This is a genomic window from Acidisoma sp. PAMC 29798, assembly GCF_030252425.1.
GTDB lineage: Bacteria > Pseudomonadota > Alphaproteobacteria > Acetobacterales > Acetobacteraceae > Acidisoma > Acidisoma cladoniae.
The window spans coordinates 3,423,592-3,449,659 of sequence record NZ_CP126994.1 but is presented as its reverse complement, the minus strand read 5'-3'; the positions used below and the strand labels follow the sequence as shown (position 1 = coordinate 3,449,659).

The following is a 26,068-nucleotide window of genomic DNA, read 5'->3' as shown; positions in this document are numbered from 1 at the left end:
TCAAGGCGGCGGCCAGGCGTTGCTTTCGGGGAACTCCACATCCCGATGGACATGGACCGACATCAGGATGCCGAAGGCGAGCATGGCGGTGATGAGAACCGATCCGCCATAGGAGATCAGCGGCAGCGGCACGCCGCCGACCGGGATTGCGCCCATGACCATGGCGATATTGACGAAGACATACAGGAACAGATCGACGCTGATGCCGAGCGCCACCAGCCGACCGAACTGATGCCGGCAGCGCAAGGCGATCAACATGCCGCCCAGCACGATCAGCAGCAGCAGGAACAGCACAGACAGGCTGCCGACCAGGCCGAACTGCTCCGCGATCAGGTCGAAGATGAAGTCGGTCTGCTTCTCAGGCAGGAAGTCCAGGTTGCCCTGGCTACCGTTGAGAAAGCCGCGTCCATACATGCCGCCCGAGCCGAGGGCGATCTTGGACTGGATGATGTTGTAGCCGGTGCCGAGCGGGTCCCGCTCAGGATGCATGAAGGTCAGGATGCGCTGGCGCTGATAGTCATGCAGGTGGTGGTAGGCGATGGGCAGCGCCGCCCCGAGTGCTGCGATGACGATGACGAACTTCCACCACCGCACGCCTGCCGCCAGGAAGATGGCGGCGCCGATCGCGCCGGTGATGACCGCCGTGCCGAGATTGGGCTCCTTCAGGATCAGCCCCACCGGCAGCAGCACGGCCAGGGTTGGCGGCACCAGGAACAACAGCTTGCCCACGCGTTCATAGCTTGCGCGGTGGAACCAATGGGCGAGGGCGAGCACCAGGCAGATCTTCATCAATTCGCTGGGCTGTAGCTGGAAGCCGCCAATGGCGATCCAGCGCTGCGCGCCTTTGCCGACATGGCCATAGCGCGCCACCACCAGCAGCAGGATGATGCCGACGACATAAAGCGGCCAGGACCATTTCGCGATGATGCGGATATCCGTCATCGCCAGCGCGATCATCAGCACCAGACCGATGCCGAAGCGGATGAGCTGCTTCTGGGCATAAGGCTCGGAGGACCCGCCCGCGGCCGTATAGAGGGCGACATAGCCCACAGCCGCGAGGGCGCAGATCAGCAGAAGATAGATCCAGTTGGTCTGCCAGACCTTGCCGGCGATCCCGAGGGAGCCTTCACGCCACAGCCGACGTTCCATCATGACGCGCGCACCGGTGGAATGGTGATCTGCGCGGTTGGTTTCGGGGCCAGTGGCGTGTCCCGGCCGGCGGGGTCCAGGGTCAGGGCATCGGTCATAATGTCGCGCGCCAATGGCCCTGCGACATCGGCGCCGGCATTGCCGTGTTCAACCACGATAGCCAGGGCATAACGCGGCGCGTCATAGGGCGCGAAGCCGATGAACAGCGCGTGGGGCCGCAGAGCCCAGGGCAGGTTCATGGAGTTGAAGCCGCGTTCGCGCGCCGCTCGGCCGATGCGCACCACCTGGGCACTGCCGGTCTTGCCCGCCATCTGCACGCCGGGCAGCTTCAGCCGCGCCGTGGGGGCCGTGCCGTGTTGGGCGTTCACCACGTCCCACATGCCTTCGCGGATCGTCGTGAAATGGTGCTCGGACAGGCTCATTTCGGGCCAGTCCTCCGCCGCCGTGCCCTGCTGGATCACCCCGTCTCGATGGCGGGCAACATGCGGCCCGACGGCCCGGCCGGTCGCGACGCGGGAGGCGAGGGTCGCGAGTTGCAGCGGGCTAGTGAGGATAAAACCCTGGCCGATGCCGCTGATGACGGTGTCGCCGAGCGCCCAGGGCTTCTTTTGCTTCAGACGCCAGGCCTTCGTCGGCATCAGACCGGGCGGCACATTCGCGATGTCCATGCCGTCATCGACGCCGATGCCGAAGCGGTTGGCCATGGCGGCGAGCGGACCGATGCCGGTCCGCAGCGCCGCATTGTAGAAGAACACGTCGCAACTATTCTTGAGGCCGCCCCGCATATCCAGCGGGCCATGGCCGCCCTTCTTCCAACAATAGAAGCGCGCGTTGCCCAGATCGTAATGCCCGGGGCAGAAGATGGTGTCATTGGGCCCGACGGCGCCCGAGGTCATTGCCGCCATGGCGGTCACGGTCTTGAAGGTCGAGCCCGGCGGATACAGGCCGGCGGCGGCCTTGTTCACCAGCGGCTTGCGCGGATCGTTCATCCAGCTCTGCCACTGGGTATTGCTGACGCCGGCATCGAACAGGCTGGGGTCGAAGCCGGGCTGGCTCACCATGGCCAGCACTTCGCCGTTGCGCGGATCCATGACCACGGCGCTGGCGCTGAGCCCGTCGAGGCGATCGGTCACGGCCTGCTGCAGCATGGTGTCGATGCTCAAGCCGATATCGGTGCCGGGCGTTCCTTCCTGGCGATCAAGCTCGCGGATGACGCGCCCGACGGCATTGACCTCCAACTGCTGCGCCCCGGCATGGCCGCGCAAGGCGATGTCATTGAAGGCCTCGACCCCAGTGCGGCCGACGCGCATGCCCGGCATCGACAGCGTCGGGTCGGATTTCACGTCCTGGTCGTGGGGCGGCCCGACATAGCCCACGACATGGGCGAGCAGCTCCGACTTCGGATAGATGCGGGTGGCGCCGACATCGATCAGCACGCCGGGGAGATCGGGGGCATTGACCTCGATCAGCGCCATCTGGTCCCAAGTCAGGAAGTCCCGCAGCATGACTGGGACGTAGCGCTGATGGGTATGCAGCTCACGGATGATCCGGCTGCGCTCGCTATCCGATAACGCGACGAGTTTGGAAAACGCGTCCAGCACAGAGTCTGTGTCGTTGGTCTGTTCGACCATCAGCAGGGCGCGCCAGTTCTGGCGATTGCCCGCGACCTCCGCCCCGAAGCGGTCGAAGATGCGCCCGCGGGAGGCCGGCAGCAGGCGAATGCTGACCGAATTGCCGCGCGCCATGGCGGTGTATTTCGCGCCATCGACGACCTGCATCTTGTACAGGCGGGCGCCGAGCAGGCCGAAGATCCCGATCTCCGCGCCCGCAACCAGCAGGGCGCGGCGCGTGAAGATGCCGCTGCGCATGATCTCGCGCTTCACGCCGCCGTCCTCACACGCGTTCCGGCGCGGCGACGGCGCGATGCGCCTGCGTGAAGGCGGTGGCCAGCAACGGATAGAGCCCGGCGCTGAGCAGGAACTGGAAGACGCCGGCAATCGGCGGATACAGCGCCCAGTTCATCAGGCAGGCCAGGGCCCATTGCAGGGCCGCCGCGACCGCCGCGACGGCCACGAATAGCAGCCAGACGAACAGGAACCCCTTTTGCAGCAGGTACCGCCGGCTTCGCACCACCAAATACTGCGTCAGAAGCAGCGTGAGGACCGAGGTGCCGATGGGCATCTCGCCCAGCAGATCCGCCAGTAGCCCGATCAAGAAGACCGCCGGCGGCGGCACGGAGGCGGGGCGGAACAGGGTCCAGAAGAAGATGGCGGAGAGCGAGAAGGCCGGCATCACCTGCGCCTGACCCGGCAGGCCGAGCGGCGCCGAGATCAGGAAGATGCCCAGAATCGTGGTCCCGGCGGGAAAGCCGCGCCGGGCGGCCTTGTCCATGCGCTGCCCCAGGCTGCGGCGCGGTCGGATGCCGGGCGTTTTGTCCATCGGTCACCGCGACCGGATCGCCGGACTGGTTCGCCCCTGGGTCGTGGCGCCGGCACTGCCGGCGCCTGGGGTCGCGGGTGTGGCAAGCCTTCCGGCCGGCGCGTCAGGTGCGAGCACACCCGTGCTGTCGTAGTCGAACAGCCGCAGCATGGAGAGGTGATCGAGGTCTGCCTCGGGATAAACCTGCGGCACGTTATCGCTGTTGTAGTGAACGGTGCCCAGCGGCAGGCCGGCGGGAAAGGCATCGGCGGCGGCGCTGGTCATCACCCGCTCGCCATCGATCGGGGCGCTGCCCTCCGGCCAATAGCGCAGCACGGGGAAGGCGCCATTGGTGCCCTCCATCACCGCGTGCCCGCCGCTTGCAAGCACGACGGGAATGCGGCTGTTGATGTCGGTGATCAGCAGCACCCGCGCGCTGCGGGCGCCAACTTCCGTCACCCGGCCAACCACGCCGCGGTCGTCCAGCGCGATTTCGCCCTTGGTGAGATGATGGGGCGGTGTCACGGCAAGCAGAACCGAACGGGCATAGACGCCGCCGGAATCGGCGACCACCGGGGCGGTGGTAAAGGCCGGCGCGGCCATGGGCATCCAGTTGAGCTGGGCCTTGAATTCCTGGTTTTGAGCTTCGAGGGCCAGGGCCGCCGCCTGCCAGCGGCGCAATTGCTCGTTCTCGGCCCGAAGCCGGGTGTTTTCCGCGCGGATGTCCCAGATATCGACGACGTCCGACGCAACGCCACGCAGATTGGCGAGAGGCTGGGCCATTGTCGCATAGATCGGGGACAGCGTATCCGTCAGTGCCATGCGCACCCGAACGGCGAGCACCGCATCGGCCTTGCCGATCAGCATCAAGGCGAAGGCCGCCGCAATGAGCACAGGAAGGGAGAGTTTCTCCAGCGCCTGGCGGACGGGAATGGATAGCCTTATCACCGCGCCCGCATCTCCAATCTGACCCGCACCTGAGTATGTCCGAGAAGTGGGGGCTATAGCGAGGGACGGCGCCGGGCGCGACTTAAAACCTTCTTAACCTGCCGCCCTTCATCTGTCAGACACGCCGATCAATACATCGTCGTCAGCACATTCTGGAGACGCTTCATCTCCTCCAGCGCGCGGCCGGTGCCCAGCGCCACGCATTGCAGCGGCTCCTCGGCCACCACCACCGGCAGCCCGGTCTCATCCCGCAACACCTGATCGAGGCGATGGAGCAGCGCCCCGCCGCCGGTAAGCACGATGCCCTTGTCCACGATATCGGCTGCGAGCTCCGGCGGCGTGTTCTCCAGCGCGACCTTCACCGCCTCGACGATGGCGCTGACCGGCTCGCTCAGGCTCTCGGCGATCTGCCGCTGGCTGACCATCACCTCGCGCGGCACGCCGTGCATCAGGTCGCGACCTTTGACCTCGCGCCAGGGGCCATCGATGCCGGGCGAGTCCGTCATGGCCGCGCCGACATCCATCTTGATGCGCTCGGCCGTGCTCTCACCGATCAGCAGGTTATGGTTGCGGCGGATGTAGCTGATGATCGCCTCATCCATTTTGTCCCCGCCGGTGCGCACGCTGCGGGCATAGACGATGCCGCCGAGGGAAATGACCGCGACCTCGGTGGTGCCGCCGCCGATATCCACCACCATGCTGCCCGAAGGCTCGGTGACCGGCAGGCCGGCGCCGATCGCGGCGGCCATCGGCTCCTCGATCAACAACACCTTTCGGGCGCCGGCGCTCTCAGCGCTTTCCTGAATGGCCCGACGCTCGACAGCGGTGGAGCCGGAGGGCACGCAGACGATGATCAGCGGGCTCGCGAAGCCACGGCGATGATGCACCTTGCGGATGAAGTGCTTGATCATCTCCTCGGCGACTTCGAAATCGGCGATCACCCCGTCCCGCATCGGGCGGATGGCGGAGATATTGCCCGGCGTACGGCCGAGCATGTTCTTGGCCTCCTCGCCAACCGCGAGCACCACCTTCTTGCCGCGCACATCCGCGATGGCGACGACCGAGGGTTCGTTCAGAACGATGCCGCGCCCTTTGACATAGACGAGGGTGTTCGCGGTTCCCAGGTCGATCGCCATATCGGCGGACATGATTCCAAGGAGGCGAGAGAACATGCAGGTAACCTTCCACGCGCGGAGCCGCCGGCGGGGCTTACCCGTGAGGGAAGGGGTTCACAAGGGGGCAGCCCCAGACTCTATGGTCGTTAGGCGGCAGCCGCGAGTGACGCGCCGGCCGTGACGACGGCGACGGCCGGCAAGGTATGGAGCGCGCTGGCGAGCCGCGCCGCCGCCTTCTGGGCGATGGCATCATCCGTCAGGCCAAAATGGCCGACCGCCGCCGGCACCGTTTCCTTCACATAGCCGACCATGGTGGCGAGCGCCGCACTGCGGATATTGACGTTGGCGAGCCGGGCGTCACCGGCTTCCTGGGCGAGTTTGAGGCCAAGGCCGAGGGCGGTATCCAGCGCTGTGGTGACCGCCTGGCGATGGGTCTGGTCGAGGTTGAGGGTCAGCATGCGGCTGATCTTGAGCACCACGACCGGCGCGCAGGCGGCGAGCACGGCGGAGGCGAGGGTCGCCGCCATGTCCAGGAGGGGAGAGAGATCCATGGGAGTCTCCAACAAAAAAAGCCCCGCGGAATGCGGGGCTGGGGAAAAGCGAGAGGGACCTATCAGCGTGAGGTGGCGAGATAGGCCGTCAGGCCAGCGGCCAGATGGTCGAACAGGGAGCGGACGCGAAGGCTCGACCGCAGATCTTCGTGCATAACGAGCCAGGTGTCCAAAGGCACGGCAAAGGACTCGGGCAAAAGACGGATCAGGTCCGGGTCGCGCCTGGCGATCCCGACCTGGCAGACGCCGACGCCGTAGCCGGCCCGGAGAGCGGCGAGCTGCGCGAGGTGACTGTCTGTTAGAAGCGAAAAGGTCTCGCGCGTCAGTGGAATGCCGGCCTCGCCCATGGCTTTCACGGCCGTGCGGTCACGATCGAAGCCGATGACCCGCAGGTCGGCAAGATGGGACGGTGTTTGCGGCGCCGGGCGACCCTCCAGATACCGGCGGTGGGCATAGACGCCGATGACCGTCGCGCCGAGCTTGCGCGCCACCAGCCCGGTTTGGGTCGGGCGCGTCATGCGGACTGCGATATCCGCGCTGCGATGGAGCAAATCCTCGGTCAGGTTCGAGAGATGCAGTTCGAACGCGATCTTCGGGTGATGCTCGGCAAACGCCGCCAGGATGGGGGGAAGCACCTCCGCCCCCACGATCTCACTCGCCGTGATGCGCACCGCGCCGGATAGCTCGTCGGTGGGGCCGGACGCGACGCGGGCCATAGCCTCCGCCGCGCTCTCCATCGCTTCAGCGAGCGGCACAAGCGCCAGCGCCGTGTCGGTCGGCAGCAGACCCTGGGGCGAGCGGGTGAAGATCGGCAGGCCGAGCGCCTGTTCCAACTGGTCGATATGGCGGCCGATGGTCGGCTGGGTCAGACGCAACGCGCGCGCGGCCCCTGACAGGCTGCCGTTCCGGGCCACCGCCAGAAAGGATCGATAGAGCTCCCAGGAGATCGCGTCTGCCATACAGGAATGTATAGCGACTGTTGAAATTAAGGCAATTTCGTTTGGTCGGGCCGGGCGTCATTCTCCGTTCATCACATGAGGAGACACGCTATGCCTGGTCAGAAAACAGCTCTTGTCTTGGGTGCAACGGGTGGCGTCGGCGGTGCCATTGCGGAGGCCTTGGTCGCCCGTGGGTGGAAGGTCCGCGCCATCAATCGCGATCCCGCCAAAATCGCCAAGCCGCTGGCGGGCATCGCGTGGATCAGGGGCGATGCCATGAACCGCGCCGACGTCGTCGCGGCCGCTGAAGGGGCCGCGCTGATCGTCCACGGGGTCAATCCGCCCGGCTACCGGAACTGGCGCGCCCTCGCTCTGCCGATGATCGACAACACCATCGCGGCAGCCCGCACCTCAGGCGCCCGCATCGTCTTCCCTGGCACGGTCTACAACTTCGGCCCAGAAACCTTTCCGCTGGTGGCGGAGGATGAGCCCCAGGCACCGCGCACGCGCAAAGGCGCGATCCGCGTCGAGATGGAAGCGCGTCTGGCCGCCGCCAGTGATGAGGGCGTGAAGGTCTTGATCCTCCGTGCCGGTGATTTTTTTGGCGCCGGCACAAGCGGCAATAGCTGGTTCGGCGCGGCACTGGTGAAGCCGGGGCGCCCGGTCCGCGCCGTCGTCTATCCCGGTCGTCGCGATGTGGGTCACGCCTGGGCCTATCTCCCCGATCTCGCGGAGACGGCAATGCGTCTGATCGACCGCGACGCCGATCTGCCCAGGTTTGCGGTGTTCCATTTCAATGGCCACTGGTTCGAACGCGGCGTGGAGATTGCCGAGGCTATCCGCGTCGCTGTGTCCGCCCCACGCATGCCGGTGCGCCGGTTTCCGTGGTGGCTCATTTGCATGGCGTCGCCCTTTGTGGAGACGTTCCGCGAAATGCTGGAGATGACCTATCTCTGGCGGCAGCCGTTGCGCCTGGACAACCGCCGTCTCGTCGCTTTCCTTGGCGAGGAACCGCATACGCCGGCGCTCGATGCCTTGCGCACCACCTTGGTCGGTCTGGGTTGTCTGTAGCGGGCGTGGTGTCAGAACTTGCCGGCGGCGGCAGCGATGAGAGCGACGAAGAGGAACAGAACCGACAGCGCCGCCGCGCTGAAGGCCGGACCGGCTTTCTTGAAGTCATTCGCGAGATGACCGGTGGTTCCTGCGAGCTTGTCCAGGTCCGCGACGAGCGCGTGAGACCCGATGCCGGGATGCGTGGCCGTGACAGCGTTAAGCCGGTGCGGTCGCAATGCCTCCCGGATGGTCGGCGCTTCGAGAGCGACAAAGAGCAACCAGTTGAGGACGCACAAGACCAGCGCGACAGTGGCAATGACGGTCAACATGGGTGACGCCCTCTTCTGGATACGGATGGGGATCGTTCACCGGAAGGATCGTTCCGCCAAGATGGCTTTTGGGAGGTGCCGGGGGCGTATAATCGTCCTCCACCCACTGCGTCATGCTCGGCGCAGGCCGAGCATCCACGCCTTCCTGGCGGGACGACGGCAAGGCGTGGATGGCACGGCGCGAGAGTGGCAGCCCTAAACCCTCTGGCTCAACGCCGCGCCGATCTTCTCCACCGTCCGGCTGACCGCGACTAGGTTCGCCTCCATCGCCGGCAGCCGGTCCACCTTCTGGCCGATCTTGGCGAACTCCGCCCGCGATTCTGCCTTGAATTCGTTGAGGCTGAAGGCCAGCCGCTGCTCGACCGCGACCAGCTCCGGCTTGGTCGCACTGCCGTCCCGCAATTGGTTCACCTGCTGCTGAATGGCGAGGATCCCGGCCTGAACTTCCGCGCGTACCACACTCGCATCGGCGCCCTGCCGCCCCTCCAGCCGCTCCAGATCGCGCTTCGTCTCCGCGCGCAGCCGCCCGTTCTGACCCACCAGCCACGCGAGCGCCGAGGAATACAGGGCGAAAACCGTCACCGTAATGGTGATGATGCCGACCCAGTCGTTCCCGGTCATCACGCCGTCGCTCCCCAAGGATGTCATCAGGTTGCGCTGTCGCTGAGGGGAATGCCGTAACGCGTCGCCTGCAACGGCATATTAACGGTCCATGCCGAGCCGAGGTCGCCCGCCATGTTCCAGCCCGTAGGCCAGCCGATGTCCGCGAAATTATCCGTCACCGCGTCGCCCCGCCCGATCTGCGTCGAGCCATAGGGATAGAAGACTTGGCAATCCGCGCTGATGTTGCTGATCGCCACTGCCAGCGTCAGCAACAGATGCGTGGCATCGATCCGCGTGGCGGATAACGCGGTGATGATCGTGCCGGGGGCTGCGACCGATCCGCCATCCATCACCCCCCAGCCGGCACCGTTGGCGGCTTGCAGCGGCACGGCAATGTCCGTGCCCTGATCATGCACAATGGTGATTACGATCTGCGTGCTGCTCTGGCGGAAGGCATGCGCGATGCTCGGCCCCACCAGCGGCATGCCGGAGGGAATGGCTGAGAGTGTATCGCCAAAACCGGCGGCGAGGGCCATACGCGCCGCGACATGGGCGCCGCAATGGCCGAAACGCGCCTCATCGGTCTCGTCCCGATGCTGGGGGTCGCCGCCGGTCCAGGTGCCGTCTGTCGCGTTATAGGTCGCGCTCAGCGGAATGCTGTCGGCAGTCTGGGCGGCAAACAGGGCCGCGTTCTGCGTGCTGTCGGCCACGATGTCGGCGAGACTTTCGCGCACCATTTGCACGCCGGCATCGGTCTCATAAGGAATCGCGTTCCACAGCAGCAGCGGCAGTTCGGGCGCCGTGCGGCTCAGCATCGTCCGCGTGAGGGCCGCGAGGCGCCTCACCGTTCCCGTATACAGCGCCTTCTGACTATACGGCGCCGTGCTGTCCTGCTCCGTCCAGGGCCAGACGATGGCGGCAATATCCGCCAGGTCCTCGGCGGTTGGGATGGCCGCGCTGCCGGTGAGATAGGCCTCGACCGCGAGGCCGTCCGGCCCCAGCGCCCAGGTCGAGGGATCGGAACCGTCACCCGGATTGGTCAGGAAGGTGCCGGCGCCGGCGCCGGGCGGGAACAGTGGCGCGGTGGAATTGGAGATCGGGTGGCCATTGATCTGCGTATAGCGCGCCGGGCTCGCATAGGTGCCGGAGGGTTGGAAGAGGATATTCCCCGCGATGGCACCGAGATACCAGGCGAGGCCATCGGCCATGGCCTGCGCGCCGCCCGAGACCTGGAAGTAACTCGCATTGGACTGGCCCATGATGAGCAGTGACGCGCCTTTACGGGCCCCGAACGTCCAACGCCCACCGCAGGCGATCAGCGTGGTCATGTCGGTGCTCGACAGCGCGCGTTCCCAACTCGCCATTTCATGGAACCAGCACTGCGCCGCACCTTGCAGATCCATTTCATGCAGCAGCACACAGGGACCGGTCGCACCCGTGGGCATGGGATTGGTGACGGCGGTCGCGACCTGCGTGCCGTCGAGCCAGGCATCGACGCCGGTGCCAGGCGTGTTGCGCAGGATCAGGCAATGGGTGTGGCGGCGCGTGATGGTGCTGCTGAGCACGACGGCGGCGGCGGTCGGGAAAAGCGTCAGCGTCGCGCCGGTGGAGGAGACGGTGACGAGCGAAATCCCGTTGGAGCGAATGAGGGAAATGTCATTCGCATTGACGTAATAGGTGCCCTGGCGACGGTTCGGGCGGCTCCAAACCAGCATGCGCGTCCAGGCCATATCGGGCCCGAAGGCGAGGCTCGCCAGTTGCAAGCCAGTGTCCGGGTCGAGCGTCGGCGCATAGGTCGAGGCTTGCGGTATCGGTGCGCCGACACCGCCGAGAAGCCCATTGAGGCGCGGCGTGGCGATGAGGGCCGCCGCCGTGGCGCCAGTGCCAGTATAGTAGTGATAGGCGGTCATGGCCGCGCCATGGCCCGAGGCATCGGTGAGGCTGGTCACGACGGCGCCGGGGGAGAGCAGCGCCCCGGCATCCCACCAGCCGGATAGGCCGGTGATGGTAGAGGGATAGGGTCCCGAAAAACTGCCGGTGCTGGGCGCGGTGCCGCCCCCGCTGCTCACGCCGAGCGTGCTGAGAAGCGGGCGGCCGGCTGCCGTGAACAGCGGCCTGTTGGAACGCGCGAAGAGCATCAGCTCACCGTCACACTGGCGGAGACTGCGGACACCGTGCCGTCCGTCGTGGCAACCCAACCATAATAGGTCCCGGCGCCGGAGGGCGCGGTGAGATAGGCCGCGTAGAGCGCGTCGCCATCGCCCTGCGTGTTGACATAAATACCGGCCGTCCAGGCGGTGGGTGCGACCGTCGCGGAGGTGGAAAAGCCGAACTGGATCGCGGCCGTGGCACTGCCAGGATGCAGCGTGGCATTGACGCCGATGCTCGCCTGGCCGGGCGTGTATGTGCCGGTCGGCGGTATCTGGAAGGTGAGCGTTTCCGAACTTCCTGAGCCTGAGCCGCTTCCGCCAGAACCGGCGCCTGAGCCAGAGCCGCTGCCCGATCCACTTCCGCCTGATGTGCCGCTGTCTGATGTACCGGTGCTCGTTGTGCTAACAAGCACGGTCGCGCCGCCATCGAGATTGACCAGGAATTTCTCCGTGATGCCCTGGTAGCGGATTTGCACGTCCGCCTGCACATAGCCAAGTGCCAATCGGCCAAACGGGTTGTTACCGGTGTCGCATATGACGGCGAAGGGCAACGTACCATCCGTGCTGCCCAGCAATCCCTGGCTCAGCAGGCCTGACAAATAGCCGAGCAGTGTGCTGCGAATATTGCGCAGCAAGGCGGCATTGACAACTTTCCCGACATAAATGCCCATGCCGGCCGCGAGCGTCGCGGCGATGTAGTTCGTCAGGCGCGTATAATTATCGCCATTGATGCTGGCATCGGTGGAACTGTTATGACCGAGGCGCAGCGTCCAGATCAGCTGGCCGCCCGCGCCTGGATTGGTAATGACGTCGATGCCGGCTTCGAACAAGGCGCCCAGCTCGGCGGCACTGTAGCGATTGATGAGGCCGGATGCCGGTGAGCCGATTGTCTGGCTGCCGCCGATGGCCGACAGCGGCTTGTTGAGGCCCGACTGCTCGGGCGAGAGATTGGCGAGCCGACCAGCCGCGAAGGCCTGGGGCGAGACCAGCCGTTGCGTTTCATTCGCGGCGTCCCACCACCACAGCCAATCGCCGAACAGCAGTTTCACGGCAGAACTGTCGAGCTCGGCTAAGGCTTTCGTGGCGATGGCATTCGTTAGCGTATCCGCGGATGGGCCCGTGAGCATCGCATAAAGCCCTTCTGCAGCGGCGAAGCCTTCTACCGTCGACCATTGCGTCGCATCCGTGCAATCGCAAAGATCGAGAATGGCGCAGCCTTGTCCCCGCAGGGCATACATGCCGAGGCGTGGCGCGGTATCGGTGCCGATGAGGCTCGCGGCAGTGACACCGGTGGCGCCGTCCGATCCGCCGGCAAGCGCGTAGCGTGCGGCCACTGGTGCCGTCGTTCCACCGCTGGCGCTCGCCGTGACGAAGACCGAGGCCGACCGCGTGCCGGTGCCGGCATTGATGGCGGCGGCCAGTGCATTCCAAAAACTGTCGCCTGTGCCAGTAATATTGTCGAATCGTTCAGGTAGCAGGCCGGACAGGCCGATGGTTGCGGCCCAGCTTCCGGCCATGCTGCCGACATCGAGTGCGACGGTGATCGCATTGCCAAGACTGCCGGAATGGCGCGCGGTGAAGGTGATGCAGCCAGCGGTGCCAGGCGCGGTTGCCGGCTCATCCGTGCCATCCGTCACGCGTAGGCAGCGAAAGGCATTCGCGCCCTGCTGCACGGCAATGGCGACATGGGTGCCCATGTCGAGGCCGCGATCCATCACCGGCCCGAAACCGGCCGCATACTCCGTCATGCTGCCGATGATGACCGGCGCGCCGACCGGACCCCAACTCGCGGAGCCGACGACGCCCACGACATTGCTCGGCACACCATTGAGCACCACGGCATTGGGCGGCACGAGCTGGACATAGAGATCCGGCACGACGAGCGCCGTCGTGTTCAAGGCGCCTTGTTGCGTGATCATTCTTCTCGTTCCGAGGTTCTACGCGACGGTGATTGCGGCGCTGACGGTGCTGGCACCCGCATCCGTCGTTTCGGCCCAGCAATACCAGGTGCCGGCAGCGGCGGGCGCGGTGAGATAAGCGCCCCACAGCGTATCGCCATTGCCCTGGGTATTGACCAAAGCGCCGGCGGTCCAAGCGGTGGGCGCGACCGTCGTGGTCGTCGACCAGCCGAATTGCAGGCCGGGTGCGGCGGTGCCGGGCGCCATGACGGCATTCGCGCCGATGCCGGTCTCGCCGAGGCTATAGCTGCCGGCAGGCTCCAGCCCCCAGGTGACCGTCGTCGCACTGGCCGCTGCCGCCACGGTGATGGCCGTGCTCACCGCAGTCGTGCCGAGGGTCGTGTCGGTCGCCCAGGCGAAATAGGTGCCGGCGGCGGTGGGTGTCAGGCTCGCAGTCCAGGCGCCCGTCGTAACCGTGGCGGAGACCGCGCCCGTGGTCGGCGCCGAGGTTGCGGAAATGCCGAGCACCACCGTCACGCTATCGCCCCCAGGCGACACCGTGCCGGACAGGCCGAGGGCAGTGCCGGTGGTGCCGGTGGCCGGCGCCGCGACGGTGATCGTGCTGCTGGTGCTGCCGGAGGATGAGCCGCCGGACATGGCAGCGCCCGGCCAGAAGGCAAAACTGCCCCCGGAATAGCTAATACCGAGCAGGCGCGCGGCGCCCTGGGATGCGAGCGCCGGCGTGCCCGTGCCGGTGATAATGCCGCTGCCCATGGTCACGCTGCCGGTCGATAGATTGATCACGTCGCAAACGAAGCCTGGCCCCATATTTGCGTAATTGGCCGTCAGCGTCAGGGGTTGGCTGCAGACCAGAATGGCGTCGTTATGCGATGTCGCGTCCAGGACCGTGCTCGTTGTCAGCTCTACGATGCGCTTCTTGGCGATCGGCAGCTTGGTGGCGAGATAGGTCCAGAGGGCAGAGAAGCTTTGCTGCACCAAGGAAGCGCCACCCTGGCCGACCGCCAGCGTATCAGTGTCGGCGGCGGGCGCTGCGGGCTGCAACTGGTCCAGTGTCTCACCGTTCAGCAGATCGGCGAGCGTCAGCCAGACATCGCCGCCGCTGCTATAGGCGGCGACCAGATCCGTCGCCGCGATCGTGCTGACCGTATTGCCCGCCCCGGGGGCGGGGAGGCCCTGGCCAATGGCGCCGGAGACGGAAATCGTGCCCGCCGTGAGTGTGAGACCCGCCCCGAGGGTGATCGCCTCCGGGCCTCCGGGGCCGAGCGAGATGCGGCCGAGCAGGCTGCCGGTCGGCGCCAGAATGGTTGGTTGCAGACCCGCCGTCAGGCCCGCGACCGTCACGGCATGGGTGCCGCTCGGCTGCTCGATCGGCAGCAGATCCGTGGCCAATACCGCGGTCGCGCTGGGCAGGTTGGAAATCATCGGCATCGGGTCTCTCCTGACGATCGCGGCGGGCTTCAGGCGATCGCCGCCCAGCCGCTACTGCCGGTGCCGCTTTGCTTGATCCAGTAGACGTTGCCCGCCACACCTGAGAGGTTGCGGTAGTCCGAGCCGACGGGTGCGGACACCACACCATTCGGGAGACCGCTGCCGATGGTTGTCGTGCAGCCCGTGGCCTGGCTGTCATTCGCCCATTGCACGACGCCACTACCGGCGGGATGCAGCCGCAGATTGCCGGCGATGCTGCGCAGCGTGACACTGCCGTCCGACGCGCCAAGAACGTAATCGGATTGTTCGTAGCGACTGGCATACCAGCCCCCGTTCAGCCCCACCCATTCGATATCGGAATTCGCGGGCGTGGAGATGAGCGTGCCGGAGCCTGTGAGTTGCCGTGGATTGCTGCCCGCATTGGCCCAAGTGACTGGCACGCCGCAGAAGATGCGCAGCTTGCGGTTGGGCGGCACTGGAATGCCGATGAAGGCGGTGGCGGCCGCGCCGCTGCCGCCGCCACCGCTGATGATGGCGGTCGGCGCGGAGGTATAACCCGAACCCAGGGAGGCCATGCGATACCCAATCACCACGCCGTTGGTGATATAGGCCGTGGCCGTCGCGCCTGATCCGCCGCCGCCGCTGAAGGTGATGGTGGGTGCCGCCGAATAGCCGCTGCCGCCGGCTGTCAGTTTGAGAAACGTCACATAGGGGCCGTAGTTCGCCGCGTTTACCGACCTGATCGACTGGATTGGCGCGGCACTGGCCATAATCGAAACATTGTCGAGAATGTCGGGGTAGTTGAAGGAATAGAGGCCGCTGAACTGGCCGCTCGTAGTCGTTCCTGGGTCATAGAGGTGAAGACTGGGGGATCCGTTGAGAAGGTTGCCTTCGATCAGCACGGAGTCTGTGAGGGCAATCAGACACATGCTGAGATTGGCGGCGGGGGTGATGAAATTGTTTCGCGCGACCTGAACGCCTTGTGGGCCGTCCAGAAGCGCGATGCCGGTGCCACCCATTGGCATATCAATCGTATTATCGATGATCGAAACGTCGAGCGAGGGCACCCCAATGGGCGCGCCCCCGCCCGTGGTTTCGTTGTTATAGATGCAAATGCCATAGGTGCTTGCATTGGCGACGGCATTGCCGATGACGCGGGCTTCCTGCGCGCCGCCGGCATTGATGGCGATGCGTGAGTTGGTCACGACATTGCCGGAGATCTGCGTGAAGTTTGCAGCCCCCGCGTCGATGCCAAAGCCCAAGTGGTTGGTAACAAGATTGCCGATCACGGCGCTGGAATACATATTCACCAGGATGCCGCCGTTGTTCAGGTTCGTGCCGCCATTGTTGTAGACGATATTGCTCTGAACAAGCAGGTTGTAGCCTTGTGCGGCGATGCCATATTCGGCGTTGTCGTGGCAGATATTGCTGCCGATCAGGCAGATCACGGCGTCTGACGTGGTATTGGCGATGGTCGCAGGCACGGCGTCGGCGGTTGTGTAGTCACCGACCTGAATGCCGACGAGGTTGTTCCAGCATTCGTTGCCGATGATCTCCGCCAGACGCGACTTTATGACATAGGCTGGATCGACGTAATCGACGGTGACGCCGGCCACGGAATTGTCGTGCACATGGCAGGCGCTGATGATCAGGCCGTCGGCCGCGGCACAGTAAATGCCGCGGACATTGCCGTAGGCTTCGCAGGCCACGATACTATGGCGGGCCTGGACGGGATCGGACTGGTTATACAGCAGTCCGGACCCGCCCTTGGCATTAATGAAGGCGCAGCGCAGGAAGGTCGAGCGGAGGCAACTCGGTGCAATGCCGACCGCGTTTACAGCGCCGCTCAGGCTGATATTGGCATCGAAGACCACACCATCGGCATGAACCACCGGCGCGGTGATGGAGATCCAGGTCGCACCGCTGGTTTGGGCCAGGCGACGCACGGTGGTCTGGCCGGGCACGCCGAGGATGGTGATGAAGGCGGAGTTGGTGAGGGCGACGGGGCCGTTGATGACATAGGTCTTGGCGCCGAGGCGAAGCGGCCGTCCTGCCGCGACGGCTGCCAGGAATGCGGCTGTGTCATCGGTCACGCCGTCCCCAACCGCGCCAAAATCCTCGATCGTCAAGACATCGCTGAAAAGAGCGCCCAGGGTACGGCTGATGCTGCCACCGATGGCTTTCGCTTTCAGCGGGGAGGTATCGAAGGCGGGCAGGGCTGCAAGACCATTCGCGAAACTGGCATAGGACACGGCATTGATCGTGCCGCTTTGCGAAACGGCAACAAGATCGGCCGAGCCGGGTGCCGCGCCGACCGGTAAGGCGCTGATGATGAACGGTGCCGCAGTCGCCGAAAGGGTGCCCCCGGCAAGAACAAGATTGCTGCCGACCGTAATCGGAAGTGGGCCAGCGCTGGTGGAGCCACCATTGCCCAGCAGATCTCCCGCTGGCACGACAATGGCGGGTTGCAGGCCGGCCAGAAGCTGGGCACGCGTGACTTTCCGGGCTGAGTTTGTCTGTGACACCATCAGGGCATCGGTATCGGCGGCGGCGGTCGCTGCCGGTAGGTCGTCGATCGTCGGCATTGAGTCCTCAATCGTCAATGGTGATGGGATTGCCGTTCTGGTCGGTGATGGGCGCGCCCTCATCTGTCACCAGATCCGCGCCGGCGGCGGGTTCGCTTGAAAGCGACAGCACAGGCAGAGAGACGGACCGTTGGAAGCTGCGACCCGCCAGCGTGCCGAGCATCAGCGTGATGGTATAGATCGTGCCGCTCTGGCCGCCGCCGAGCCACAGAATCGCGTGCTGCCCATTGGTGGAGCTTGATGACAGCACAAGGTCGCCGGCCGCACTCGGCGTGATCGTGACATCGAGGAAAGCGATGCTGTCACCATCATCTCCCCAAACCGCCGGGCCGATGTCATAGACGTAATCCAGCACGTCGGCCGGGTCCTTGGCGGGCCAGGAGGGCGCGGTGCCGAGTGCCGATGCGAGCGACGGGAAGCCCGAACCGCGTGGCCGGGGCGTAAAGCCCGTGATCGTCAGAATACGCGCGGCACTTGGGGCCCAGGAATGGGTGGCCGGAGTGGACATGATGGCTCCCGACGCAGGAGGTTTGGTGTTGCTCAGGAGGCGCCGCGTGCATCCACGCGCAGGCGCAAGGCCTGCACCTCATCGCGGAGCAGATCGAGCGGTGACGGTGCTGGGAGTCTGGGCGCCACTGGCACGGGCGGCAGGAAGGCACTGCCTGTCCAATGCCAGCCAACGGCGATCTCAGCGGTGACCTCGATCAGGGTCAGGCCCGCGTGGAACAGATCGCCGATGGCGGTCTCCGTCCGGATGATCTCATGGACCACACCGTTTTGAAGAAGGGCGAAGCTGCGCGGGGCGTTCGGTGCCATGGCTCAATACTCCAGGATGACGATGCCGGTAGCGCCGGGGCCACCGTTGCCATTGGCGTTGTAGGTGCCGCCGCCGCCGGACCCTGGGGCCTGGCCGCCGACCGCGACGGTACTGCCGGCCGAAGCGCGGCCGCCGCCGCCCAGCAGGCTGGCACCGCCATTCCCCGCCAAGATGGTGCTGCCGTTCTGGCCGTCCGCGCCATAGCCGCCGCTGCCGATCAGATCGCCGCCGCTGCCGGTGCCGCCACCACCGCCGAACGTATCCGTGGTGCTGACGAACTGGCCGCCTTGGCCGCCGGTGGCGCTGCAGAAGGCCCCGAAGCTTGAGGTGCCGCCATTGCCGCCTGACGCTGCTATCAGGCCGGAGGCGCCACCGACGCCGACCGTGACTGCGATGGCGCTGCCGGGGGTCACGCTGAAGGTGCCCGAGGCGAAGCCGCCGGCACCGCCGCCGGCCGCGCCATAGGCCCCATTCGTGCCGCCGCCGCCGCCGCCGCCGCCCACCACCGTCGCCCGCATGATCGTCACGCCGACAGGCACGGTGAAGGTGGTGGTGGCGCCCAGCACGAGGCGGCGGGAAAAGCCCGGCGTGAGTGTCGGCACTTTGAATTGGATCAAGGGTGAGCCGGGATAAAGCGCCAGGGACCCGGAGGTGATGGCCGTCTGGCCATAGTTGACGGTGATCAGATGAAGCCCGACCCATCCGGCATCGACCGGGGGCGGCGTCTGCGTGCCGGTATTCGCGGCAGCCCCCGTCTTGAGCTGAAGCTGAACCCGTTCAAGCCTTTGCGTATTCTGTGCAGCGCCTGAATTTGCCGGGCCGGAATACGGCATCGAAGGATTGGCGGCGTTCACATAGGGCAACACCACGGCGGTGGTGTCCTGCTCCACGAAGCTCGCCTCGATGAGGTAGATGATGCTCTGCCCAGAAATCGCAGGTGACGTCAGCGTGAAGCGCGTGGGCGCCAGGTTGATGCCCATTTTGACGATCTGGGACACGGTATCCGCAGCCAGCGACCCGTAACTCACGCTGTCGAGCGCGCCGAGTTGTGTGATCGACCCGGCGCCAACGGTAACCGCGAGGGAGGCGGGCGAGGTCGGTTGACAGGCAAGCCCATCCGCCACGACGCCGCTACCCAGCGTCGCTTGCGCCAGGGCGCCGATCGCCACCAGCGTGTCGCGGTTCAGCGACAGGAAATCCGTGTCCAGAGGAATGGACGCGGGATAGACGATCTGCCGATCCATGAGCCGTCCTCAGTTGGAGATGGTGGTCCAGGCGATGGCCGCCGTGGGCATGGCATCCGCGATGCCGGCGTAGATCTGCGCGTCAGTGACCCGGCCCTCGATCATGTCGAGATTGCCCCATTGCAACGCGCCCGCGTTCCAGCCGCCGAGCGCTGCGGTTGTGCCGTCACCGCCATAGCCGCCGGTATTGGCGATGCCGCCGCCGGTGGGCCGGTAGGCGGTGATAAAACATTGATAGGGCAAGGTGAGGCTGCCCCATCCGCCCAGGCTGTTAAAGCCCAGGCCCGCGCTGCCCCAGCCACCGGTATCCGGCGGATAGGCGGGTTCGAAGACAATCGGCACGCGGCCTGTGAGATCCGTGAGGGCGCCGACTACCGCCGCGCGGGTACCACGCAGGCGCCGCAGGTTGCGACCGACCCGGGTGCGAAAGGCGGCATCGAGCTCGGCCGGTTCGCGTGCCCATCGCGCGCCGCCGAAATCACGCGCGATCAGATCGAGCCAGCCATCCGTCGCGGTCGCTAGCCGGGTTTGGGACATGGCATAGCCAATCACGCGGTAAAGCCAGGCCCAGCTCACGGCGAGACCGCTGAGCACGCCGTTCAAGACCGGGGTTTCGTCGGGAAACCAGCCGGTGGGCAGCACGGCACGCAGCCGCGCCATCATGTCGTTCTGATCGCCGATCATCGATGTGTCCTCAACCCACCGCGAGCGAGCCGAGCTTGATGACGGACCCTGGACCCGCGCTCAGATCGCTGGTGCCCCCTTGCAGCGTCAGCCCGGTGACGTTGGTGACGCTGGCGCTCGCGTCATAGGCCAGTTGGGCGAGGCGCGTGTATGGCAAGCTGGCACCCACCGCCAGAGATTCGACAAAACTCGAGATGGCAGTGTTCACACTCGCAATTGCGGTGGCGCTATCCGTGCCTGTAGCCAGGCCGAGCGTGACCGCGATATTGGCAAGCACCGGTATGGGCGCACTGACCGCGAAGATGGTGCCGATCGGTCGTACGGCATCCACCGCGGCCTGGACAGATGTCAACACGGCGGCGGGTGGCGCCCCCGAGCCATCATCGATTGTTACCAGGAACTGGCCTGGCACGAAGCCGCCTCCGCCATTGGTGTTTTCCTGAACCGTGCAGTTCAAGCCTTGCTGAACGCCGGTTGCGGCAAAGACCACGGCCTGCACGGTCGCCCGCGTGCGGCTATCCATGAAGCTTTGGAAGCGGATACGAAAGGCCGTGTCGGTCTCGGCATCCAGACCGCCGGCGAGCGGCAGGGCGTTGGTCACGGTATCGATACCGGGTAGCGCGGACGCGATCAGTCCGATTGTGCCCGCAACCACATTGCCGGCACTGCCCGCCACCAAAGCCGAGACAGGCACGGTGACGCCTGCAACGCCGATGCCCAGCAAATAGCCACCCTGCACCGTATTCCAGGCGGCATTCGTCGTGTCTGTCGAGACGGCAAAGCGTGTTGCGCCATCACTTGTCGTGACGATGACGCCAGTCGGCACCAGTGCGGCCATGCTCGGGGTGAAGCGACTGAAGGTGACGGCACCTTGCGCGGCCACGGCCGCCAATCGCGTCATGCCGAAATCAGCGCCGAAGCTATCCACATCCGTGCCGTTGCTGGTGGCGAGGCGTGTGCATTGCAGCACCTGCAGGATCAGCCACTGTAGCCACAGTGCGACGGAGGCATTCGCTTCGATAATGGCATTCAAGACTGAGCCAGTGGTGAAATTCACCAATTGCGCGGCGCTGCCTTGCACCGCCGTTGCCATCGACGTGACGAGCGTCGAGAAATTCTGAAGCGAGATCTGCATAATGCCTCACGCTGTGAGCGTTATCGCGAGCGTCTGCGTTTGGGTGGCGACGGCATCGCTATAGCTGATCTGGAGCGATACGTAGTTGTCGGTCGTCTGCACCGTGATGACGGGCGCCGGATCCGCTGCGACGAGTGGCTCGTTGAAAATCTGGTTGCGTACGACACCGCGAATGGTGGCGGCGCTCGCGGGTGTGCCAATTTGGGCGGGCAAGCCCGCACCATAGCTCAGATGCCAAATATAGTCTCCAGGATTGGTTAACAGGCGCCGCAGCACACGCTGTTGACCGAGCAAACTTCCAGATGCCAAAGCCAGATCTCCGCCGGCACTCACGCTGAGATCACCGTCGAATGTATGGTTGAGATCGGACATCTGACCTAAGCCTGTTGTATTGGCAGCCCGGTATCGCCCGGTCCGTTCGCTACATTCGGATGAACATGGACATCATAGATCGTGCGGAAATGATCGAGCGTACCGTGGGCACCGCCCTTGTCAGAAATATCGCCGCTGGCGACGAGGTTTCCCGTGAGGTGAATATCACCTGTCAGCGTCCAGACAGTCGCATGACCCGCGATGCTGCCGTCATTTTGTAGCTTCAGGAAGCTGCCAGTGGCATGCACCATCCAAAGCTCTCCCGTGGGTGCTTGCGGCGGTTTGGCGGCGATGGAAAATAGGCCGCCGATGATCAAGCCGTGTTCGGCATGGCCTTCTTGCGCCAGCACCAGAACCTGCTGGCCCGGCGTCGGCGGCGTGACGAGCCCCCAGCCGGCGCCGACCCAGGCGGACGCGATCGGCAGCCAGCCGGTCAGTACGTCTTCCGGTTGCAGGCTCACCTTTGCGCAATAGGTCGATGGATCGACATTTTGGACGATACCGCAGCGGACTTGGCCAATGGCCCCGGCCATGACCGCAGCCTGCGCCCGCATGGCGTTGAGCCATCCTTCCATCATCATCGCTTCCGCTTACATCGACGGGCGATTGACGGCGCGCACGGTCTGCGTGAAGCCGTCGCGCGTGGAAATGTGGCGGGTAATTTCATCGACGATATAGAGCTGATCGAAGGCCGTGTCCGTGCCCGCAAGCAGAATCGCGGACCGTGGTGCGAGTGTCAGGTCTCCGACCATCGTGGCGGTGGCCACGCGCTCATGGCGACTGAGGTCGGAAAGCGTCTGGGTCGCGAGGGTGAGCGCTTGCGCCGCCGTCAGATTGGGCCGCACCAGCACATAGGTCGTGGTCGCGGCCGAAGACGTCGCGGTGCTGGAGGCTTTCACCACCTCATGCGATGCGCGTACAGTTTGTGTAATCATCGTCGCCTGCTTGCTGTTCCAACTTTGAACCGTCACGCTGATGTCGCGCGCGAACGCGAGGGTGCGATTGAGCCGAAGATCGATCAAAGCAGCGCCGCCCCACTGCCAAATTTCAGGCAGTGTCGCGGCCAGTGGAGGCGCGAAAAACAAGGTTTCGTTCTGAACGTAGAGGTCGAAACCCTCGCGCGCGGCGAGCGTCACGAGCAAATCCCATTCCGTCACGGTGCGGCTGGACTGGTAGAGGGAGGAGAGGTCCTGCCCAGCCTGGTAATAGCGACCGATCGGCGTCGTCGTCGGCGTAATGGCGGGTATCATGCCATGACGCACCGCGAGCGTCTGCGCAATCTCGCTCGCAGTGTTGTTCGAGAATGTCTCCGCCGTCAGCGCGTCGATGAACAGCGCGCTGAGATCCCGCCCGCTCAGCGCCACGCTGCGTTGAGGCACATCGATGGCGATGTCGTCGATGGGCCCGAGAATCAGACTTTGCCAAAGAGCAGCGGCGGCCGGCGCGCCAGGGGGCGCCAGACCGACCAGGATTTCGGCATTCGCCTGGGTCAGACTAGCGAAAGTCGCGGCCGTGAAGATCGGGTCAACGCCGAGGGCCAGCGTGATCCTGAAATGGTCGGCGGCCTGATGGTCGCTCGCTGTCACCTCGGCCTCGATCGCGCCTTCGACCGGCAGTCCGTCGATCAGCAGACGCAGGAAGACGCCGCGCGCAGTTGCAAGGTCACTGCTCGGCAATGCCGCCTCCGGCCGTGGGATTGACCGCTGGCAGCGTGAGGATCGTCACGCCGTAGAGATAGGGATCGGACAAGCCGTTCATCTGCGCAATGCGAATCCACTGCGTAGCGTCACCCAGCAATGCGGCGGCGATGTGATACAGGTCGCCGCCGGCGACGGTCACTTGCGCCATCCTCACGCTCCGATTGTTTGCAAATCAGAACAGGCGCTTCCTATCGACCCTTGCGCCGAGGCCAGTGCCGCCAAGGATCCTGCGGTGGTCGTGGCTGCGGTCATGGCGGCGACCATCGCACTTGTGTCGTTACCACCCAAGCCAAGACCTAATCCTGAAAGCGGCGCGCCGATGCTGGTGAGGGAAGTGGAGACGGCAGCTTGAGCCGATGTCAGGGCAACGACGCTTTGCGCATAGGCGGCTGTGCCGAAAGTGGTGGCGCCGGTAACGGCCAGGGCAGCATTTGCGGCGTCAAGGGAAATCGGCAGGCCGCCCAGCACGCCGGCGGCCGTGGCGAGATCCGCCGTGATGCTCGCGGCGGCCGATGCGATTGCGGCTGCGAACACAGCCGTGTTCTGAACGACGCAGCGCAGCCGATAAGGAATCCACCAGGGTTTCTCGCACTCAAAGACGGCCTCACGCAGGATGACCGTGCAATATTGCGCATCCCACCCCAAAACCAGCGCGGCGCCTGAGATACGCATGGTGTCGATGAGGGAGACGCGTGTTTCGGCATCCGACCCTGAGATGATCCCGGCGAAAGTGATGTCGGCGGACACCGCGCCCAACACATCAATCACCCGGCCGCCACCCGGCAAGTCATGCACCGCCATACGCTGGCTGCCGCCGAAACTGATGGTCGCGGGAACCTCGAAAGACTCGAGCGTCATGCCGCCCAAAGTCACGATCGTGGTCATGCTAAAGCGGTGTGCCCGGCCAAGCCGGTGCCATGCGTGTGTTGAAACCACGGGCCGAAGTCGGCGGTCGGGTCGCTTCGCGCGCCATCATGCCGGAGATCCAACGCCCGACCTTCATGCCGTCGAGCATCACGTCTCCTTGCAGCGAGGCCACCGCAGCCTGTCCGTCGGCTGAGGTCGTGTTTTGGGGCTCAGGCGCCGTTGCGATTGTTCGGTCAAGGCGGGTCGCGTCGCTTGGGCGATCCGCGCCGGAGGTCGGAGGCACCGGCGCAAAGGGCACAGACGCCAAGGCGCGTGGCGCACGGGGTGCCTGCGAAGAGGCGGTGACGGGACCCGGCGCGGGCGTGCTCGGCTGAGTTGGCGTCGGCGGTTGTGACGCTGTCGGCGTCATACGCGGGGCCGCCATCCGTGACGTTGCGGCTTGAGCGAGCAATGGCGGGACGGGCGCCGCGATGGGCGCGGCTGAGCTTGATAGCGCAATAGTGATACGCGGTGCGGCCGCTGGCCTGGCGGCGGGCGGCAGGGCGGCTGGCGTCGCGACGAGGGTGGGCAAGGAAGCTGCAAGCGGTGTCCGAGGTGCCAAAGCGCGTGCGGGTGGCGCCACGGTTTTTGTGACGATGGGGGTCGTCTTCGGTGGCGGCGCCACGGTTGCAACCGCTGTGGTCTTCGGCGCCGGCGCGGGCGGCGCGGCGCTGCGGAGGAGGGCGGTCTTGGCCAGGACGGGCGCATTCGGCGCCGAGACCGGCCGCACCGGCGGTGATGGATCGGTGTTTTGCGCGATCAAGCGCGGTGCGGCGGATTGCGGCTTCTCCGGCAGTTTCGGCGCGACAGCGCGACTTTGCTCCGGTCGCATGTTCGCGGTGGGCTGTGGCGAGCGGGCGAATACGGGGCTCTCGGCAAGAGAGAGACGCTGAGACTCTTGCACGGCCTGTCGCATCATGATCGGGGCGAGCTGCCGCTGCGCCAATCGGCCCATGCGCGCGGCCGTATCATCCATGAGCTGCCCGAACAGCGCCATGTCCCGGCTGATCTGCCGCAGCCCTTCGGCGACGCCATTGTCGAGCAGAAGCGCGATACCGATGGATTGAACTTTGTCCACGCTCACTCCTTCCAGGTGAAGTCGCGCCAGTCGAACTGGCGTCCGTCGAGTTCGCCGAGGGCGACGATGAAGGCCAACCGCTCGATCGGCGGCAGGCTGAAGGCAATGTCGAATGGCACACCGTTCCGCAGCAGGAACAGGCAATCGATCAGATCGGGGTGCCGGCTGAGTTTCCCGACTGGGTCCGCACCGCGTCATCGGCCGGCGGAGGTTCAAGGAAGGCGGCCACGGCCGTCATGCCCGCATCGCCAAGGCGTGCGACCAGGGCTTCGATCTGTGCCTCGGTTATCGGAACCGGCACCGGCACGCCATCGATGGCGGTGACGGAGCAAGCGAGAAGCGCCAGACCGAGATAAGGTTGGTTCTGCGCGAGTTCAGGTCCCACGGCTTTGAACAGGCGCAGCTTGTCCAGCGCATGCATCCGGCGAAGGGTCAGATGCCGTCCGTCGCTGTCGGTAATCTCATCGGTTGTAGAGGCAATGCCGTTGAGCAGAACGGAGGGTCGTGTCATGAGACGCGGCTTCGGCTGGTCGCGTAGAATTCCAGCTTCTGCTTGACGCTGGCATCACCCTTATACAGACCCGATGACGTCAGCTTGAAGACGACGCTATTGTATTGATAAGTCGAGGTTGAGCCATCGACCTCATCGACATATTGATAGAGCGTGCCCGGCGCGACACTGCCACCGGAGAGATAGGTCTGCTCGATTTGCGCAAGCAAATCGTCGACGGCGGAGGAGCCGCGTTCGATATCGAAGGATCCGTCCCAGCCTTTAGGCAGTTCGGCGCCAAGCATCGTACCGTCCATGCGGTCGACACGAACCGATGCGGTGATCTGCCGACTTTCAAAGCCGGTGACATGTTCCAGATCGACGCGACCGAAAGGACCGAGCACGACGACCTGGCAGTCCTTGCCGATCGAGAAGGTATTGAGGGGCATGACCCGC

General features: G+C 65.3%; 27 protein-coding genes. 1 reads left to right on the top strand and 26 read right to left on the bottom strand.

Annotation, left to right across the window (positions count from 1 at the left end):
* From rodA to QP803_RS16590, 7 genes are all read right to left on the bottom strand, one after another.
* Positions 1-1,152, bottom strand: coding sequence for a rod shape-determining protein RodA (rodA, locus tag QP803_RS16620; protein ID WP_284944587.1), 1,152 nt, complete (start codon positions 1,150-1,152; stop codon positions 1-3).
* Positions 1,149-3,032, bottom strand: a complete 1,884-nt coding sequence (gene mrdA / locus QP803_RS16615; RefSeq protein ID WP_284944586.1) for a penicillin-binding protein 2 — start codon at positions 3,030-3,032, stop codon at positions 1,149-1,151. Before mrdA ends, rodA begins: the two co-directional genes overlap by 4 nt.
* Before the next feature lie 10 nt (positions 3,033-3,042).
* Entirely contained in the window at positions 3,043-3,588 is a 546-nt protein-coding gene (mreD, locus tag QP803_RS16610) for a rod shape-determining protein MreD (protein WP_284944585.1), read from the bottom strand.
* Between the two features lie 3 nt (positions 3,589-3,591).
* Entirely contained in the window at positions 3,592-4,515 is a 924-nt protein-coding gene (gene mreC / locus QP803_RS16605) for a rod shape-determining protein MreC (protein WP_284944584.1), read from the bottom strand.
* Positions 4,516-4,643: 128 nt separating this feature from the next.
* Positions 4,644-5,687, bottom strand: a complete 1,044-nt coding sequence (locus tag QP803_RS16600; RefSeq protein WP_284944583.1) for a rod shape-determining protein — start codon at positions 5,685-5,687, stop codon at positions 4,644-4,646.
* Positions 5,688-5,776: 89 nt separating this feature from the next.
* On the bottom strand, positions 5,777-6,181 hold the full coding sequence (locus QP803_RS16595) for a hypothetical protein (RefSeq protein ID WP_284944582.1): 405 nt from the start codon (positions 6,179-6,181) through the stop codon (positions 5,777-5,779).
* Positions 6,182-6,243: 62 nt separating this feature from the next.
* Positions 6,244-7,140 (bottom strand): LysR family transcriptional regulator, encoded by an 897-nt coding sequence (locus tag QP803_RS16590; RefSeq protein ID WP_284944581.1) that lies wholly within the window; start codon positions 7,138-7,140, stop codon positions 6,244-6,246.
* Positions 7,141-7,230: 90 nt separating this feature from the next.
* On the opposite strand from QP803_RS16590, the gene QP803_RS16585 reads away from it, so the two are divergent.
* Complete coding sequence (locus tag QP803_RS16585) at positions 7,231-8,190, top strand: NAD-dependent epimerase/dehydratase family protein (protein ID WP_284944580.1); 960 nt, start codon at positions 7,231-7,233, stop codon at positions 8,188-8,190.
* A gap of 11 nt (positions 8,191-8,201) precedes the next feature.
* Here QP803_RS16585 and QP803_RS16580 read toward each other — a convergent pair whose 3' ends face one another.
* The 19 genes from QP803_RS16580 to QP803_RS16490 form a co-directional block, all read right to left on the bottom strand.
* On the bottom strand, positions 8,202-8,501 hold the full coding sequence (locus QP803_RS16580; RefSeq protein WP_284944579.1) for a hypothetical protein: 300 nt from the start codon (positions 8,499-8,501) through the stop codon (positions 8,202-8,204).
* Positions 8,502-8,696: 195 nt separating this feature from the next.
* Complete coding sequence (locus QP803_RS16575; protein WP_284944578.1) at positions 8,697-9,125, bottom strand: hypothetical protein; 429 nt, start codon at positions 9,123-9,125, stop codon at positions 8,697-8,699.
* A gap of 23 nt (positions 9,126-9,148) precedes the next feature.
* Positions 9,149-11,242, bottom strand: coding sequence for a hypothetical protein (locus QP803_RS16570; RefSeq protein ID WP_284944577.1), 2,094 nt, complete (start codon positions 11,240-11,242; stop codon positions 9,149-9,151).
* Positions 11,242-13,173, bottom strand: coding sequence for a phage tail protein (locus tag QP803_RS16565; protein ID WP_350356035.1), 1,932 nt, complete (start codon positions 13,171-13,173; stop codon positions 11,242-11,244). Before QP803_RS16565 ends, QP803_RS16570 begins: the two co-directional genes overlap by 1 nt.
* An 18-nt stretch (positions 13,174-13,191) precedes the next feature.
* Positions 13,192-14,601, bottom strand: coding sequence for a hypothetical protein (locus QP803_RS16560; RefSeq protein WP_284944576.1), 1,410 nt, complete (start codon positions 14,599-14,601; stop codon positions 13,192-13,194).
* Between the two features lie 29 nt (positions 14,602-14,630).
* Positions 14,631-17,186 carry a right-handed parallel beta-helix repeat-containing protein gene (locus tag QP803_RS16555; protein WP_284944575.1) on the bottom strand — a complete coding sequence of 852 codons (2,556 nt, stop codon included), beginning with the start codon at positions 17,184-17,186 and terminating at the stop codon, positions 14,631-14,633.
* Positions 17,187-17,193: 7 nt separating this feature from the next.
* Positions 17,194-17,694, bottom strand: a complete 501-nt coding sequence (locus QP803_RS16550) for a phage fiber-tail adaptor protein (protein ID WP_284944574.1) — start codon at positions 17,692-17,694, stop codon at positions 17,194-17,196.
* Positions 17,695-17,726: 32 nt separating this feature from the next.
* A complete protein-coding gene (locus tag QP803_RS16545) occupies positions 17,727-18,002 on the bottom strand; it encodes a hypothetical protein (RefSeq protein WP_284944573.1) in 276 nt (91 codons plus the stop codon).
* Positions 18,003-18,005: 3 nt separating this feature from the next.
* Complete coding sequence (locus QP803_RS16540) at positions 18,006-19,247, bottom strand: glycine-rich domain-containing protein (RefSeq protein ID WP_284944572.1); 1,242 nt, start codon at positions 19,245-19,247, stop codon at positions 18,006-18,008.
* 9 nt (positions 19,248-19,256) lie between these two features.
* The gene (locus tag QP803_RS16535; RefSeq protein WP_284944571.1) at positions 19,257-19,931 is read right to left on the bottom strand and encodes a UCP028438 family phage-derived protein; all 675 of its coding nucleotides are present in this window, start codon (positions 19,929-19,931) and stop codon (positions 19,257-19,259) included.
* A gap of 10 nt (positions 19,932-19,941) precedes the next feature.
* Positions 19,942-21,066, bottom strand: a complete 1,125-nt coding sequence (locus QP803_RS16530; RefSeq protein WP_284944570.1) for a baseplate J/gp47 family protein — start codon at positions 21,064-21,066, stop codon at positions 19,942-19,944.
* A 6-nt stretch (positions 21,067-21,072) separates the two neighbouring features.
* Complete coding sequence (locus QP803_RS16525) at positions 21,073-21,438, bottom strand: hypothetical protein (protein ID WP_284944569.1); 366 nt, start codon at positions 21,436-21,438, stop codon at positions 21,073-21,075.
* Positions 21,439-21,443: 5 nt separating this feature from the next.
* Positions 21,444-22,016 (bottom strand): phage baseplate assembly protein V, encoded by a 573-nt coding sequence (locus QP803_RS16520; RefSeq protein WP_284944568.1) that lies wholly within the window; start codon positions 22,014-22,016, stop codon positions 21,444-21,446.
* Between the two features lie 12 nt (positions 22,017-22,028).
* Entirely contained in the window at positions 22,029-23,114 is a 1,086-nt protein-coding gene (locus QP803_RS16515) for a hypothetical protein (protein ID WP_284944567.1), read from the bottom strand.
* Positions 23,101-23,286, bottom strand: coding sequence for a hypothetical protein (locus QP803_RS16510; protein WP_284944566.1), 186 nt, complete (start codon positions 23,284-23,286; stop codon positions 23,101-23,103). Before QP803_RS16510 ends, QP803_RS16515 begins: the two co-directional genes overlap by 14 nt.
* A gap of 2 nt (positions 23,287-23,288) precedes the next feature.
* Positions 23,289-24,023 carry a hypothetical protein gene (locus QP803_RS16505; protein ID WP_284944565.1) on the bottom strand — a complete coding sequence of 245 codons (735 nt, stop codon included), beginning with the start codon at positions 24,021-24,023 and terminating at the stop codon, positions 23,289-23,291.
* Between the two features lies 1 nt (position 24,024).
* On the bottom strand, positions 24,025-25,122 hold the full coding sequence (locus QP803_RS16500; RefSeq protein ID WP_284944564.1) for a hypothetical protein: 1,098 nt from the start codon (positions 25,120-25,122) through the stop codon (positions 24,025-24,027).
* A gap of 148 nt (positions 25,123-25,270) precedes the next feature.
* On the bottom strand, positions 25,271-25,633 hold the full coding sequence (locus QP803_RS16495; RefSeq protein WP_284944563.1) for a hypothetical protein: 363 nt from the start codon (positions 25,631-25,633) through the stop codon (positions 25,271-25,273).
* Positions 25,630-26,061, bottom strand: a complete 432-nt coding sequence (locus QP803_RS16490) for a hypothetical protein (protein ID WP_284944562.1) — start codon at positions 26,059-26,061, stop codon at positions 25,630-25,632. Before QP803_RS16490 ends, QP803_RS16495 begins: the two co-directional genes overlap by 4 nt.
* Between the last annotated feature and the right edge of the window lie 7 nt (positions 26,062-26,068).

What these genes read in the sequence shown, in the direction of transcription:
- rodA (WP_284944587.1), bottom strand. Translation starts at nt 1,152, where the DNA reads ATGATGGAACGTCGGCTGTGGCGTGAAGGCTCCCTCGGGATCGCCGGC.
- mreD (WP_284944585.1), bottom strand. Translation starts at nt 3,588, where the DNA reads ATGGACAAAACGCCCGGCATCCGACCGCGCCGCAGCCTGGGGCAGCGC.
- QP803_RS16600 (WP_284944583.1), bottom strand. Translation starts at nt 5,687, where the DNA reads ATGTTCTCTCGCCTCCTTGGAATCATGTCCGCCGATATGGCGATCGAC.
- QP803_RS16595 (WP_284944582.1), bottom strand. Translation starts at nt 6,181, where the DNA reads ATGGATCTCTCTCCCCTCCTGGACATGGCGGCGACCCTCGCCTCCGCC.
- QP803_RS16590 (WP_284944581.1), bottom strand. Translation starts at nt 7,140, where the DNA reads ATGGCAGACGCGATCTCCTGGGAGCTCTATCGATCCTTTCTGGCGGTG.
- QP803_RS16585 (WP_284944580.1), top strand. Translation starts at nt 7,231, where the DNA reads ATGCCTGGTCAGAAAACAGCTCTTGTCTTGGGTGCAACGGGTGGCGTC.
- QP803_RS16580 (WP_284944579.1), bottom strand. Translation starts at nt 8,501, where the DNA reads ATGTTGACCGTCATTGCCACTGTCGCGCTGGTCTTGTGCGTCCTCAAC.
- QP803_RS16570 (WP_284944577.1), bottom strand. Translation starts at nt 11,242, where the DNA reads ATGCTCTTCGCGCGTTCCAACAGGCCGCTGTTCACGGCAGCCGGCCGC.
- QP803_RS16565 (WP_350356035.1), bottom strand. Translation starts at nt 13,173, where the DNA reads ATGATCACGCAACAAGGCGCCTTGAACACGACGGCGCTCGTCGTGCCG.
- QP803_RS16560 (WP_284944576.1), bottom strand. Translation starts at nt 14,601, where the DNA reads ATGCCGATGATTTCCAACCTGCCCAGCGCGACCGCGGTATTGGCCACG.
- QP803_RS16555 (WP_284944575.1), bottom strand. Translation starts at nt 17,186, where the DNA reads ATGCCGACGATCGACGACCTACCGGCAGCGACCGCCGCCGCCGATACC.
- QP803_RS16550 (WP_284944574.1), bottom strand. Translation starts at nt 17,694, where the DNA reads ATGTCCACTCCGGCCACCCATTCCTGGGCCCCAAGTGCCGCGCGTATT.
- QP803_RS16545 (WP_284944573.1), bottom strand. Translation starts at nt 18,002, where the DNA reads ATGGCACCGAACGCCCCGCGCAGCTTCGCCCTTCTTCAAAACGGTGTG.
- QP803_RS16540 (WP_284944572.1), bottom strand. Translation starts at nt 19,247, where the DNA reads ATGGATCGGCAGATCGTCTATCCCGCGTCCATTCCTCTGGACACGGAT.
- QP803_RS16535 (WP_284944571.1), bottom strand. Translation starts at nt 19,931, where the DNA reads ATGATCGGCGATCAGAACGACATGATGGCGCGGCTGCGTGCCGTGCTG.
- QP803_RS16530 (WP_284944570.1), bottom strand. Translation starts at nt 21,066, where the DNA reads ATGCAGATCTCGCTTCAGAATTTCTCGACGCTCGTCACGTCGATGGCA.
- QP803_RS16525 (WP_284944569.1), bottom strand. Translation starts at nt 21,438, where the DNA reads ATGTCCGATCTCAACCATACATTCGACGGTGATCTCAGCGTGAGTGCC.
- QP803_RS16520 (WP_284944568.1), bottom strand. Translation starts at nt 22,016, where the DNA reads ATGATGGAAGGATGGCTCAACGCCATGCGGGCGCAGGCTGCGGTCATG.
- QP803_RS16510 (WP_284944566.1), bottom strand. Translation starts at nt 23,286, where the DNA reads ATGGCGCAAGTGACCGTCGCCGGCGGCGACCTGTATCACATCGCCGCC.
- QP803_RS16505 (WP_284944565.1), bottom strand. Translation starts at nt 24,023, where the DNA reads ATGACCACGATCGTGACTTTGGGCGGCATGACGCTCGAGTCTTTCGAG.
- QP803_RS16495 (WP_284944563.1), bottom strand. Translation starts at nt 25,633, where the DNA reads ATGACACGACCCTCCGTTCTGCTCAACGGCATTGCCTCTACAACCGAT.
- QP803_RS16490 (WP_284944562.1), bottom strand. Translation starts at nt 26,061, where the DNA reads ATGCCCCTCAATACCTTCTCGATCGGCAAGGACTGCCAGGTCGTCGTG.